Here is a 14,604-nt window from a genome sequence, read left to right as displayed (position 1 = left end):
AATATCGGTAAAGTTGCGACGCTAATTCGAATATTTATTCGGTTTCATACCGGTATGACAGTTAATTCCCAAAAGGCAGAAAAATAATTCTTCATCTTGCTGCTAAATTGAGATTCTGTTCGCATTTCATGTGTGATTGCTCATCTTATTTCGAATATATTCCCGTTCCTAAAAATTTTAATTAGCCACTTCCGCGTTCTTATACATATAGCAGATGGGGATCGCTATATAAGATCAAGCGCTGGTGGCTGCCTATTGCTATTGGGGATATTTCAATGCTAATTCAGCGTGTGCTGCTTGCGGTATTTGCGTTTACCAGCGCTATTGCTTTTGCTGGGGTGAGTGGACCCTCGTCAGATAATGACGGTATGTACACTATTAATTACTCCTGGAATAAGCCCACGAGTGGTACAAAGCCATCATCCATTAAGATCTATAAAAATGGTTCGCTGAATCGAACTATTACCTCTGGGTACACGGCGTCTAGTTATTCAGCCAAGGAAACTTCCACTGGAAATTGGAAGTATGAGGTGTTTGGTGCTGTTCAAATCTGTCTGGTTCCGATACATAACGGGTATTGTGCCGAACCGGACTTCCGGGTGCAGAGCATTGGTTCCTGGACGGTCAATGTTACCGCAATCCTGGGAACACCCGGTGCGATTTCTGGCCCCACAAACGATGCGGATGGTAGCTTCACGCTGTCGTGGGCTGCTGCCTCTGGCGTCGTTGCGCGCTATGAGCTGTACAAGCAAACCGTAGGAACCTCTACCTGGGAGCTGGTACACAGTGGTACCGCGCGCAGTAAGGCGATCAGTAGCTGGGGTAATGGCCAATATGATTTTCGTGTGCGCGCCTGTAGTAGCACAAGTTGCGGTTCTTACACAGTGAATAAGCGGGTAACTGTGGCGCGTACGCCGGGCGTGCCTGCAAGTATTTCTACCCCATCTAACAATACGAGCGGTACATATACCGTTTCTTGGGGCACAGCGACAGGCACCGTCACTTCTTACCAGTTTTATGAACAGAAAAATGGTGGCAGCTGGGTGTCCAAATACACGGGCACCGCGCGATCCAAGTCGTTTTCGGGTAACGGAGACGGAAGTTACCGTTATCGCGTGCGCGCGTGCAATAAAGTCGGTAGCTATACCTCCTGTAGCGCCTATAAGACTTCGGGAACCTTTTATGTAGCGCATCCTCCTTCAACACCCAGTAGTATTTCAGGCGTGCCCGCAACCGACAACAATGGTGCGTTTACCGTCTCCTGGGGCGCTTCAACAGGTGCTGTCACTAAGTATGAACTGTACCAGCAGAAAGATGGCGGTAGCTGGAGCAGTATTTACTCTGGCACCGGACTTTCGAAAGCGGTGTCGGGGCTGGGCGACGGTGACTACGCTTTTCGCGTTCGCGCCTGTAACACCGTAGGTTCCTACACTACATGTAGCGGCTACAAAACCTCCGGTACCGCCACCGTTGCCAACGTACCGGGAACACCGGCTTCTATTTCGGGGGTTCCAGGCACAGATGCTGACGGTGCCTTTACCGTGAGTTGGGGAGCGTCGTCAGGTACTGTCGACAAATACCAGCTGTACCAGCAAAAAAATAGTGGCAGTTGGACGAAGATTTACGAAGGTACTGGCCTTAGCAAAGCGGTATCCGGTTTGACGGACGGTACCTACGCATTCCGGGTGCGTGCGTATAACACAGAAAATAGTTACACCGCATACAGTGGCTATCGCACTTCCGGTAATGCCATTGTGTCGCGCACGCCGGGCGTGCCGGCCAGCATTAGTGGCGTACCGGCGACCGATGGCAACGGGGCCTTTACGGTCAGCTGGGGAGCGTCATCCGGTACCGTTGATAGCTATGAGCTTTACCAGCAGAAAGATAGCGGCAGCTGGAGCAAAATTTACACAGGCACCGGTACCTCCAAAGCTGTCTCTGGTCTGGCAGACGGCACCTATGCATTCCGTGTTCGTGCGTACAATACAGAATCGACTTACACAACCTATAGCGGCTACCGTACTTCTGGCAGCGTTATTGTGGCGAATGCCCCTGGCACGCCAGCGTCACTCAGTGGGATTCCGGCAACAGATGATGATGGCGGCTTTACCGTTAGCTGGGGTGTTTCATCGGGGACGGTTGATGGCTACCAGCTGCAGCAGCAGTTGAACGGTGGCTCCTGGGCTACGATTTATTCGGGGAGTGGCCAAAGCAAAGCCGTAAGTGGGCTTGAGGACGGTACTTACAAGTTCCGCGTGCGTGCATTTAATACGCACTCGACGTACACCGCATATGGCAGCTTCCGAACGTCGGGGGAGTCTATCGTTGGCATCAAGCCCGGCTACCCCGCCACCATCAGTGGCGTACCGGGTACCGATAACAACGGTGCCTTTACGATTAGCTGGAGTGCTTCCGGTGGCACCGTAGATGGGTATGAGCTGCAACAGCAAAAAAATGGCGGTAACTGGTCAAATATTTATACCGGGACCGGACTGTCGAAATCCGTTTCCGGATTGGGCGACGGTACCTACTCATTCCGAGTACGCGCCTATAACACCGAAGATACCTTTACCTCCTATAGCGCTTATAACACCTCCAGCAGCGCTACCGTTGCCAATGTTCCGGGTGTGCCATCCAGTATTTCCGGCGTACCAACCACGGATGTGGATGGCAGTTTCACCGTTTCCTGGGCCGCGTCAACTGGCACTGTAGATGGTTACAAGCTGGAGCAGCAGACGAACGGTGGTAGCTGGGCGCAAATCTATTCAGATACCGGTACTTCAAAAGCAGTAAGTGCGCTCGCGGACGGCACCTATGCCTTCCGAGTGCGGGCCTTCAATACCGAAGGAAGTTACACGGCTCATACCGGCTACCGTACCTCGGGCAATGCAATTGTTGCGCGTCAGCCTGCGACACCCGCCAGTATCTCCGGCGTACCAACGAACAACAGTTCCGGAGCCTTTACGGTCAGCTGGGCCGCAGTGACGGTCAATACTGACCAGTATCAATTACAGCAACAAACGAATGGTGGTTCCTGGAGCACTATTTATACCGGCAGCGGCACGAGCAAGGCAGTTTCCGGACTCGCGGATGGCGCTTACGCATTTCGTGTTCGCGCACAGAACCTTGTCGGTAGCCACACCGAGAGCGGGTCTTTCCGCACCTCCGGTACGGCGACGGTTGCCAATAAGCCGGCAACACCCTCTTCCATAAGTGGTGTGCCTGCAACGAATACCTCAGGTGGTTTTACCATTAGTTGGACGGCGGTGGCGGCACCGGCAGACAAATATCGATTGCAGCAGCAAAAGGACGGTGGCTCCTGGGTAGAGATTTATAATGGTACCGGCCTTTCGAAGGCGGTTTCCGGGCTGGCGGACGGAGCCTATAAGTTCCGTGTGCAAGCGCTTAACACCCAGGGTAGTTATACGGCCTATGGTGATTTCCGTACCTCCACGCAGGCCGCAGTAGCCAGCGTGCCAGGCGTGCCCGGCGCAATCAGCGGTGTGCCCGCAACCGATGCGGATGGTGCCATGACGCTTTCCTGGGGTAGTGCCTCGGGTAATGTGGATACCTACGAGCTTTACCAGAGCCAAGATGGCGGCAGTTGGGAGCTGGTGAGTAATGCGGCGGGGAACAACCGTTTTGTATCCGGACTAAGCGGCGGCAGCTGGGCGTTCCGAGTGCGGGCTTGTAACACCGTTGCGAGCTTTAGCGCGTGCGGTGGATACAGCACTTCTGGCAGTGCCGTTGTGCATGACGCGCCAGAGGCACCGCAGGCGCCTATACTCGCGACTGCGCCAACAGCGGGTAGTAGCGAGGTGATCAACTCGGACAAGATCGGTGCTTTGGCCGGTGAATTCCGTGTAAACGAGGCGGGTTCGGCCACTTACAATGTGCCCATCGCGGTTGCCCCGGGTATTGCTGGCGTTGCGCCGCAACTGTCCATGGGCTACAGCAGCTCCAGCGGTAATGGACTGCTGGGCAAAGGGTGGAGTCTCGGTGGGCTCTCTGCTATCAGCCGGTGTCGGCAAACGCTAGGTGTGGATGGCAAGGTTAAGCCTATTTCTTGGACCGCGGAAGACCGCTTCTGCCTGGATGGGCAGCGCTTATTGTTGCAGTCGGGTGTTTATGGCGCGGATGGTTCTACCTATAAAACGGAAATCGACAGTTTTGCGACGGTCAAAGCGATTGGCGGTAGCGCAGGTGATCCGGACTATTTCGAGGTGACACGTAAGGACGGTTCAACTTCTGAGTACGGTAAAACCGTAGATTCCAAGTTGGCGGGTGCTGCGACACTAAGGTGGGCGCAGAGCCTCTTCGCAGACAGTGCCGGCAATGGTATTGAATTCGTCTATGAGGGTGATGCTGAAACCGGCCACCGAATTCACCGTGTCCGCTATGCCGGCGGTGCAGCCGAAGTGGTGTTTGCATACGAAACGCGCCCGGATGGTCAGAGCGGTTATACGGCCGGATACCATTTCTCGACGACGCAACGACTGTCTAAGGTTACCTCGCGTAATGACGGCACGGATCTTCGGGAATATGTCGTCAACTATGTTCCGACCTCTACGCTGGCGAATGCTGACAAAGCTTCACGGATAGAAAGCATCGAAGAGTGTGTAGGTAGTACCTGCCTTCCGGCAACAAATTTTTCTTGGTCTACTCCCTCTGTCACTTACCCAAGTAGCGGTGTATCAGGGCTGGACTTCTCCCCCTCCAGTGACCGTTTCTATGTATCCCATAGCTATGCCGATATTAACGGTGATGGCAAGCAGGACCTCGTATGGCACGAGGGGGATCATGATGACGGCTACACAGATAGCCGGATCAAATATGCCTTAGGTAACGGTTCCACCTATTCATTGCAGCATTACTTAAATGGCCCGTCTAATCCGTCGTATTTTTCCAATGCGGGTGCCGGCTCCGGATTTGGGTTCCGGGTTCTGGACTACAATGCCGATGGGCGGCATGACATCGCAATTTATGATAATAAATCCAGTTATGGGAAAGTCGCCAATCGCTGGTATATCTATCTTTCTCGCTATACGGGAACGAACAACAACTGGAAGTTGGATTTCAACGGCATCAACACCGGCTTAACCGGAGAAGATGCGATCTTTGCTGATTTCAATGGCGATGGCCTCGCGGATTTTATCAAGGCCGAGGTGCGCGATGGGACGCAGACTTTGGTAGTGCGCGAGCTGGTACCTTCGGGTAAAGCGCCCACCTCGGATACCTACTACAAGTTTGCTAGTGAAAAAACCTACCCGATCAATACCGAGGGCGCTACCAGCTTCAGCGAAGATGATCGTCTAGCGTCAACGCTTGGCGATTTCAACGGCGATGGGGCATTGGATGTTCTGGTCACCCGTTATGCGTATGAACAGGTCGATTGTCGCGACGATGATTTCGAGCAGTTACCCTATCGGCAGATCGATGAAGACGCTGAGTATCAGGAGCTCTATGCAGCGCGTTACCTAGATGGCTTCTGTGATATGCCGGTATTCGGTTATGTGTACAAGGGACATTCGATTGCGGCGTTTGATGGTGACAGTTTCCAGACTTATGCCAATGTAGATGGCAGCAAAAAAGACAAGTTGTTAAGCGCACTGGACTTCAATGGGGATGGACTCAGCGATATCGCTTACTTCAACGGTATTCAGGTTGTGGTTCAGCTCAGTACCGGCTCAGGGCTTTCCGCCAAGCAGTGGCTAGGTGCCTCAGAGAAGGCGAGCTTTGCTGACCTCAACCAGGATGGCTATCCGGATATATTCTGGCCGGATTACGCTGCGCAAAAGCTGAAGGTGCGCTACTGGCAGCCTGGTAGTAACACCTTTAGTACTGAAACAAATTTCCGCAGCTTGCCGAGTAACAAAGAGAAGTACATGTATTGGTTTGCCGATGTCAATGGTGACACTCAAGCCGATTATCACTACCTGCAAAAGAACGGTGAACTGTATACGTACCTAGCGAATAAAAATGACAGTGCCAATCGTAATAAGCCCGACGATGTAATCGTGCAAATCGATAACGGCATGGGCAATATCACGGATATTACCTATGCCAACGCGGTCGACAAGCAGGTCTATTCACGTCTGGAAATGTCCAGTGAGACCGAGACCGTGTGCATTACTTTGCCGCCTGAACCCGGCACGCCGATGCTCGAAGAGGAAATCTGCTACCCGGTCACAACCGGTGATCCAGCGACCCTCTACGATGCACTCAATGGACCTTGGGATTTGCCGGAAGGCGCGCAGACGTTAGGTAAAGAGGAGCCCGTACTCGATGTGCTGGCACCCATGTTCCTGGTTTCCCGCGTCGAAAGCACTTCCCCCGCTGCGAGAGCTACGGCTGGCAATGTCGATGCTACGGCAACCAGTGCGGTGTCTTACAAGTACCATCAGATGAAACTGCAGGCGGCCGGGCGCGGTATGCTCGGTTTCCAGAAGGTTTCCAGTACCGACGAGCAGACCGGCGTCATTACCGAGACCAGCTACCGGCAGGACTTCCCGTTTATGGGGATGCCGCTGTTGACGGAAACCCGTACAGCAAGTGGCAAGGTGTTGAGCCGCGCGTCTAATGAATGGAGATTGCAAGGCTGGAATGGCAGCGGTACGCCCGCCAAGCCGTACCGTCCGTTTATCGCCAAGTCGGTGGAAGAAACCTATGCGTTGAAAAATAACGGTACTACGCAGGGTGGCCTGTTGCAGTCCGTGCTGACCGAAACCACGCAAGACAGTTACGGCAACGCTACCCGCGTAACCATGACCACCAGCGATGCAGACGGTAACAGCTACGTCAAAGATACGGTCAATACCTTCCCGAGTTCCGGCTGGGCCGCGGAAATGGGGCGTATGAGTAAGACTGTGGTGACCTCTACCCGCGGCGCCCAGAGTGTTTCGCGCACGTCTTCCTTTACTTATTATCCTGAGGAAAACGGTGCGAATCAGGGGCTGCTGCATGAGGAAATTGTCGAGCCCGGAACTGCTTTCCAGGTGAAGACTTCTTATATCTATGATCAGTACGGAAATAAGAAAGAAGCTACCGTCAGCGCTGCGGGAGAAATTTCTCGGACTACGACCTATGCCTATGATGATGGTCGTTACCTGAGGTCTACCACCAACGCCCTTGGGCAGGTAACCTCCGAAGTTCTCGTACGCGATGCCTTTGGCAACCCCACTCAAGTGGCAGACATCAACGGTGTGGTTAGCCATACGGCCTACAGCAAGTTTGGCCGTAAATACTTTGAGGCTTCGCCCACCGGTGCCTGGTCACAGACTCTGCTGAAATCCTGTTCCGATGGTACCTGCCCCGTTAGTGCCCAGTACTACGCAGAAAGTACCGGTGCCGGCGGTGCGATCAGCCGTAGCTATGTGGATACCCTCGGGCGCGAAATCCGCAAGGCGGCAAAAGGCTTTGATGGCCGCTGGGTGTATACCGATGTGGAGTACGACCAGCTCGGCCGTGTTGCCCGCCAGTCGACGCCGTATTTCCAGGGAACGTCCCGCTACTGGACCGAGTTTGAATACGACCTGTTGGGCCGCGTTACGCGCAGCACGCTCCCGGGTGTGATCAATCCAATCACCGCGAGCTATGACGGTTTCACCACCGTTACCACAAACCCCAAGGGGCAAACCAAAACCGAGAAGAAAAATGCCTTCGGCGAACTGGTGGAAGTGACCGATCACCTCGGTGGCCGCATCACTTATGGCTACGATGCTCAGGGCAACCTGAAGACGCTGAACTCGCACGGTAGCCCGTCCGATCCGCACAATATCGTGACCACGCTCACCTACGACATCGTGGGCCGCAAAATTGCGATGGACGACCCGGACAAAGGGCAGTGGAGTTACCAGTACACCGGCTTCGGTGAGCTGAAACAGCAGACCGATGCCAAGGGCCAGACCAGCAGCATGACGTACGACAAGCTGGGTCGTATGGTGAACCGGATTGATCGCCGCGCGGGTGGCAGTATCGAGGGCAATACCACCTGGACCTACGATGTTGCCAGTAACGGTCTCGGCCAGCTGGAAAGTGTGCAGGACAGTGTCAGTGGCTATATCCGTATCCACGGTTACGACAGCTTCGGCCGCCCGAGCAACACATTGACCAGCATGGGGCTGGGTGGTGTGCTCGGCGGTTTTGAAACCACGACCGTGTACGACCAGTACGGGCGCGTATTCCAGGAGTACAACACCGAGATTGACGCGGCCTACGATGCCGGTGCCACCCAGAACCTGTACAACCAGTACGGCTTCTTGCACAAGGTGGTGAACGCCTATCGCAGTGGAGGCAACTATCTCGACACCTACTACACCGTTGCCGAAATGGATGCCCGTGGCAATGTAACCGAATTTGTTCAGGGTAATGGTATTACCACCGCTCAAGTACATGACCCAATTACAGGGCGCCTGATTTCGCGAACTGCCGGTACTGTCGCCGGGCTCGGCGAAGTGCAGGAACTGCACTACGACTGGGACGATGTGGATAACCTGCTGTTCCGCAAAGACCTGAGCGGCAGCAGCAACCTGCATGAAGACTTTACCTATGACGGCCTCAACCGCCTGTTGACAGCGACAGTTGTTGGTAAAGCCGCACAGGTAATGACCTACGACAGTCTGGGCAATATCAAGTCCAAGTCCGACGTGGGCAGTGGTGACTATGTCTACGGTAATGACAGCGGCAGTGGTCCCGGCCCGCACGCGGTGATTGCGACACCGAACGGTGTGACCTATAGCTACGATGCCAATGGCAATATGACCAGCGACAGCAGTGGCCGCAGTATTGACTACAGCACCTTCGACAAGCCGCTGGAAATCAGCAAGGGTGGGCACACCACAAGTTTTGCCTACAGTCCGGAGCGCAAGCGCTACTGGCGTGAAGATGTAAACAGCAGTGGTACCACCACCACCCTGTATCTGGGGAGTGTGGAACAGGTAACCACCGGCAATATCGTCAAGGTCAAACGCTATATCCAGGGCACCGCGATTGAGACGGATACCTACAGCGTCGGTAGTAGCTGGAGCCTGCAGGAAAGCCAGCTGCGCTATCTGCACAACGACCACTTGGGCTCGCTGCACCGCATTACCGACGAAAATGGTAGCGTGGTGGAAGAGCTCAGCTTTGACTCCTGGGGTAAACGCCGCGACCCGATCAACTGGGCAGCGGTATCGGTTAGTGACTTGATGTCGTCGGACTGGTCCGGGCTTACCGCCTTCACTACTACTCGCGGCTATACCGGTCACGAAATGCTGGATGAGGTGGGGCTCATTCATATGAATGGGCGGATTTATGATGCGCATCTTGGGCGGTTTATGCAGGCGGATCCGTTTGTGCAGTCCCTAAAAAATAGCCAAGCTTTTAACCGCTACACCTATGTCCTGAACCGGCCATTTAGTTTTACTGATCCAAGCGGCTTTTTGTTTGATAAATTGTTTAGGCCGTTTAAAAAAGTAATTCGTGGATTCTTTAGGGCTATAGGTCAAACTGCAAGTCAGTGGGTCGTGAATATTGCTTCCATTTGGTGTGGGCCAGCTTATGCAGCATGTGTTGCTGCAGGAAATTACGATATATCGAGAGCTTTTGGGGTGGAAAAAACAGGAGCATTTCGAAACGCGTTTAGCGCGGGCGTGATGGCATATGTGAGCGGGCCGCCGCAATCAATCAATATTATACAAATAGCAGCAAATATTGCAGATCCGAAAGTCGGCAGGGCAGTTAATTTCTTTTACAACGGGTTTGATGCCAATAGTTTCAGGAATACGGTGATTAACGCTGGACATGAAGTGAAGAATCATTATGTCCAGAAAGAAATGGCAAGGATTGCAGAAAAGAATGGCTTAACGCTACAAGAGCTAAACGCTCTACTTACGCTTAATTCATTCGCAGGCAATAAAATTGCTGGTAGTAGATATCATGAAAGCACTAATGAGATTAGTGGCTTTACATCAAGAAAGCACGGTTTGTGGGGCGTTATTTGGGATGTAAATGATACGTTGCTTGGATATCAAGGGTTACTGGATGCCAGTGGCCACGATTACATTACTGGAGGGAAGTCCGGAACACACATCTCAGGTTGTCATAGCTTGGGGACGTTGACGTGCAATAATTTGGTTGCTAGAGGGTTTGCACCTTCTGCCCAGTTGAACTCTCTTCCTTTTGGTAATATCGCGGTCTCGGAAAACCTTGCTATTACGAATCTAGGTAAGTGGGATATTATCAATGGTGGATGGCTTGGTCGTTTATTGAATCCATACTCGAATTCAACTGACTGTCTTAATGGTGGGTCCTCAGGGGCGTTTTGTCACGGTTGGGATGCAAACTACCGAAAGCGTAAAAATGGTGGAGGTAATCCATGACTAAAATAGTGCTAATTTCACCTATATTTACATTGCTACTTGGCTGTATTCCTTCGCAAGACTTCTCCAGCCGGATTGGGGAGGCAGATTTTGTCAGCGCATGTTATACGTTGGCTAAGCCCGCATTTATTTTTGAAAGTGATTGTGCAAATCTAAGTGGTGGGTTGTCAAATGTTGAGAACTGCTTGTCTATTCAGGCTGTGGGAGAGGGCGGCTTTCCCCCTAGTATGGAGCGCTACAGTAAGCGTAAAGGTGAAATTGATGAGACTTTGTTTGATCCTTTAGTGTTTGATCGGAAAGGATCAATCACCGGTATGGTGGCTGCAGGAACGAAACTAAATATTAGTAAGGTAGTTCATCATGGGTGGGGGACATATGGAAATATTTGGGTAGTACGCGCGCAACTACAATTGTCGAATGGTACGGTTGAAGTTGAGATCCCCTCGTTTTCGTGGGTGCATAAAGAGCCATTGTGGCTAAATGGTAGAGATGATTACTTTTCAGGGTTTTATGAGGAATACCTTGCCGGTTGCGACGAGTGAGAGGAGAAAAACAAGAAAAAGGACACCCATAATCTGTGCTCCTGAGCCAAGTGTCTGCGCCAGTAGGCCCAGTAATAATAAATGGGGTTAATAAATGGGGTTAATAAATGGGGTTAATAAATGGGGTCAGATCAACATTGTGACGCCCATTAGCACCTTTTGAATCTTCCCGTCATTTAATCTGTGGCCATCAGGAAAAGGAGCTTCCAATGGCCAGATTACCCCGCCTCGGTCCTGCCGGTATTCCACAGCATGTTATTCAGCGAGGAAACAACCGGCAGGTGTGTTTCTGGAAATAAATGGGGTCAGATCAACATTATGACGCCCATTAGCACCTTTTGAATCTTCCCGTCATTTAATCTGTGGCCATCAGGAAAAGGAGCTTCCAATGGCCAGATTACCCCGCCTCGGTCCTGCCAGTATTCCACAGCATGTTATTCAGCGAGGAAACAACCGGCAGGTGTGCTTCTGTAGTGAGCAAGACATGATTGCCTATGCGGGCTGGTTGAAGCAGTACGCGAGGGAGTTTGATGTTCAGGTCCATGCCTGGGTTTTTATGACGAACCATGTGCATCTTTTAGCTACGCCTGCTTCCGACAATGGCGTCAGCCGGATGATGCAGGCCCTTGGGCGTATTTATGTGCGCTATTTCAATCGTGAGTATCGGCGATCTGGAACGCTGTGGGAGGGCCGTTATAAGTCTTGCCTGGTCGAGTCAGAAGAATACCTGCTGCAATGTTATCGCTATATCGAACTGAATCCGGTGCGTGCCGGCATGGTGGTTGACCCGGGCGAGTATTACTGGTCGAGTTACCGTTGTAACGGGTTGGGTAAGGCTTCCGCGCTACTGACGCCTCATCCTCAATACATGGCCCTAGGTCGTTGCCCAAAGGAGCGCCGCGAGAGCTACCGGGCATTGTTTCGGTATCAGTTAGATGGGCCATTGCTGGAGGAAATTCGCGGCTCGGTATCGAAGGTTTGGCACTAGGCAGTGATCGGTTTAAGGAGGAAAACGAGCGGCAGCATGCGCGACGGGTAAGCGCTGCGCCGCGGGGGCGGCCGTGACCGCGCCAGTTTATTAATCGGTCGTACATGTGATATGACTCTAATTTTCCAATAAAAAAGGGCCCGATAAGGGGCCCTTTTTCTATAGTCAATTATTTATTGTATATGGACGCTCGGAGATTCTTTCAAATTTGTAGTTGGCGATAGAACTGGATCGTAGCTCATTAACTTCGATACCGGACGATGGGTCTCTGAAGGCATCTTCGAAAAAGCGCGTATACTGCTGAACGCCGATTGCGTTGTTATCCAAATTTTGCTGAAGGACCCATTCTCGCTCGTTGTAGAGGAGGCAGCTGTCGCTTGCTGCAGGATTCCAGCTGTCGGGTTCACAGTAACCCATTTGATATTGACGGTAGCGCCGAATAACGAGGTTGCCGTTGGCGTTTATCTGCCAGAAGCCCGGCATTTGAACAAAGCTGTCTGTTATGGCGGTGTCGTTGCTGGGGTTCGAGTCGTACCCGATCACGGTGAGTGCTGTCCCATCTGCATTTACTTCAATCCAGTAGGGAGAGTTAGGGTAATAGAAATCGTCGGGCAGGCGGTAAATACCTACGGCTTCGCTTGACGTCCAATCGCTCGCCTCTTTTACAAAAGTATTTGACGTCATGGCGGTTCGCCTTACGTCATTAGTGGTCGTTACGTGAGTCAGAGAGTCTTTGATGTTTGTATTTTCAAGGAAAGTTACTTCCACTGTGTTGCCGTAAACATCGTTTAACTTTAATTGACCTTCGTTATTAATAGACCAACCGGTTGTTGCTAGGGTGCTAGCAGGAATACCTTCGCCGTTGATTTGATCCAGGACATAAGTCGCACTCCCGCCGGTATCAACATCGCCAGTAAACATCATTTGCGTGGCGCGAATTGAAAAATCGGGGTTGGGAACACTTACAGCCGGTGATTCCACATTGCCCTGAATGTAGCCAAGAGGCAGGCTGTAGTTTAAACCTACTTCAATAACTTCATGCGCTGGAATTGTGCCAGCCTGGCGGACTGCTAGCATCGCACCAGTGTGCACTTCTGGTTCCGTTGAAGGGTACTCGCCATCGGGATAGCGGAAATATTCCTCCACGGTAACCAACAGCCAGTCTGTAGCGTTGGCTTGATTGAGCCAGCGGATACCCGAGGGTGCGACCACTGTTTGCCTCACGACACCTTTGCCGAGGTCGGCATCCCAAAAAGTTTCTTCATCGGTTACGAACTCTGCACCGGACAGAGTAATACCATCCTCTCCTGCCGCCCAACTCAATGTGGTATCCCCGAGTCGGCCAATCAAGTTGCCCTGGCCCTCTGTATTCAGGGTTAATTTGTAGCCCAGATCGACGAAGTGGCTGCCAAGTGCCGCAAACGGAATAGACTGAATACCAGCGGTGGTGAGGTAATAAGTGTCAGCATAGGTGTTGTTTACGCGAGCTACCGCAGACGATGATAAATCTTCATGGGAAGCGACGAGCGCAAGAGCATTGAGGTAAGCCGTGGTATGCCTGAGCTGCGTATTTACAACAAACTCGGAGATGCTTTCCGGCTTTGCCGCGAGGGCATAGGTACTATTTATACCCGCGGGAAGATCTAGCGCTACACCATCCGCATCGTCAACTATCAGAGTGATTAACACCGCTAACTGCAGTGCGGCATTTCCATCTAGTCGCTTCATTCGTTCGCCAAGTACCGCTTCACTAGAGATACTTTGCGGCACACCCTGTTCAAGTTGAGCGGTGAATGCTGTAGAAACCGGTGAAATGTTTACCGATAGGTGCTCGTCGCGTGTGAGCAAGCCATCTTCACCCGCGGCAGAGTGTAGCGATGCAACGCTTCCCATCAGTGACACGAGCAGATTCTGCCCGGAGCCGTCACTGGTGGTTGCACGAACCATCTCTTCTGATCGGCTCTCGTCGATATTCAAGGGAACTGAGTAGTCACCACTTGCCGTGATCGGGGCCGAAAATACTTCTTCACCAACTCGGAACTCGACGCTACTTGTTTCTAATGAGGGTGCAATGACTCGCCCTTCGATTACCAAGCTGAGTAGGTTGGCTGTGACGGTAATCAATACGTCTTGTGAGGCTGTTGCGCCGCTATTGTCCGTTACGGTAATGGTAATTACAGCTTCGCTATCTTCCGTAACGGACGGGGCGGTGATCGAAACGGTATCAGAATCCGTGTTGCTGAGGGTTAGGGCTACACCGGATTTCTGTTCCCATGTGTAGGACGCTATGGTCCCATCGCTATCGGCAGCTGAGGCGACAATTGTTGTTGTAGTGCCCTCTGCAATGGTGGCACTTGCTGCTGAAACGGTTGGAGGCAAGTTGGTTGGCTCGGGAGTACTGGCTCCGCCGCCACTGCCACCGCCACCGCAAGCGTGCAGTAGCAGGCAGGTGGATAGTACGGTTGTTTTGGCTAACGTAATTAAGGTGTCATTCATTGTTTTTTGTATCGTTTATAGTTTCTGCGAAGAAATATACGTCAACGGATATTTTGAGGGAAGTTGTCCGCGCTTAGTTAATAGGGAATAACTGAAGTAAGTCACCGGATGACATAGGGCTTGGGCGTAGTAAGAGCGCTATTTCAATTGGGGGTTTCGGCGTTGCGATGGTATTTGGGCGGGTGCTGCACGTTATACCTGGTGCAGCCGAGAAAGTAAT

At 52.2% G+C, this 14,604-nt stretch carries 4 protein-coding genes; 3 read left to right on the top strand and 1 reads right to left on the bottom strand.

The genetic code is table 11. The features are described from left to right. Positions 1 to 599: 599 nt before the first annotated feature. The 3 genes from LCM31_RS00540 (at position 600) to LCM31_RS00530 (ending at position 11,888) form a co-directional block, all read left to right on the top strand. Positions 600 to 10,358 carry an FG-GAP-like repeat-containing protein gene (locus LCM31_RS00540; protein WP_224866641.1) on the top strand — a complete coding sequence of 3,253 codons (9,759 nt, stop codon included), beginning with the start codon at positions 600 to 602 and terminating at the stop codon, positions 10,356 to 10,358. After that, complete coding sequence (locus LCM31_RS00535; protein ID WP_224866639.1) at positions 10,355 to 10,900, top strand: hypothetical protein; 546 nt, start codon at positions 10,355 to 10,357, stop codon at positions 10,898 to 10,900. The genes LCM31_RS00540 and LCM31_RS00535 overlap by 4 nt, the downstream gene beginning before the upstream one ends. Positions 10,901 to 11,288: 388 nt before the next feature. Continuing rightward, positions 11,289 to 11,888 carry a transposase gene (locus tag LCM31_RS00530; protein WP_224866637.1) on the top strand — a complete coding sequence of 200 codons (600 nt, stop codon included), beginning with the start codon at positions 11,289 to 11,291 and terminating at the stop codon, positions 11,886 to 11,888. A gap of 165 nt (positions 11,889 to 12,053) precedes the next feature. On the opposite strand, the gene LCM31_RS00525 is transcribed toward LCM31_RS00530, so the two are convergent. Continuing rightward, positions 12,054 to 14,384, bottom strand: coding sequence for a PKD domain-containing protein (locus LCM31_RS00525; protein WP_224866636.1), 2,331 nt, complete (start codon positions 14,382 to 14,384; stop codon positions 12,054 to 12,056). Between the last annotated feature and the right edge of the window lie 220 nt (positions 14,385 to 14,604).

Source organism: Microbulbifer agarilyticus (assembly GCF_020171345.1).
GTDB classification, from domain to species: Bacteria; Pseudomonadota; Gammaproteobacteria; order Pseudomonadales; family Cellvibrionaceae; genus Microbulbifer; species Microbulbifer agarilyticus_D.
Note: the sequence above shows the minus strand (reverse complement) of the source record. Positions and strands in the feature narration are given on the sequence as shown.

Bases quoted from the DNA above. Each gene is read 5' to 3' on its own strand.
- LCM31_RS00535 (WP_224866639.1), top strand. From the start codon at position 10,355: ATGACTAAAATAGTGCTAATTTCACCTATATTTACATTGCTACTTGGC.
- LCM31_RS00530 (WP_224866637.1), top strand. From the start codon at position 11,289: ATGGCCAGATTACCCCGCCTCGGTCCTGCCAGTATTCCACAGCATGTT.
- LCM31_RS00525 (WP_224866636.1), bottom strand. From the start codon at position 14,384: ATGAATGACACCTTAATTACGTTAGCCAAAACAACCGTACTATCCACC.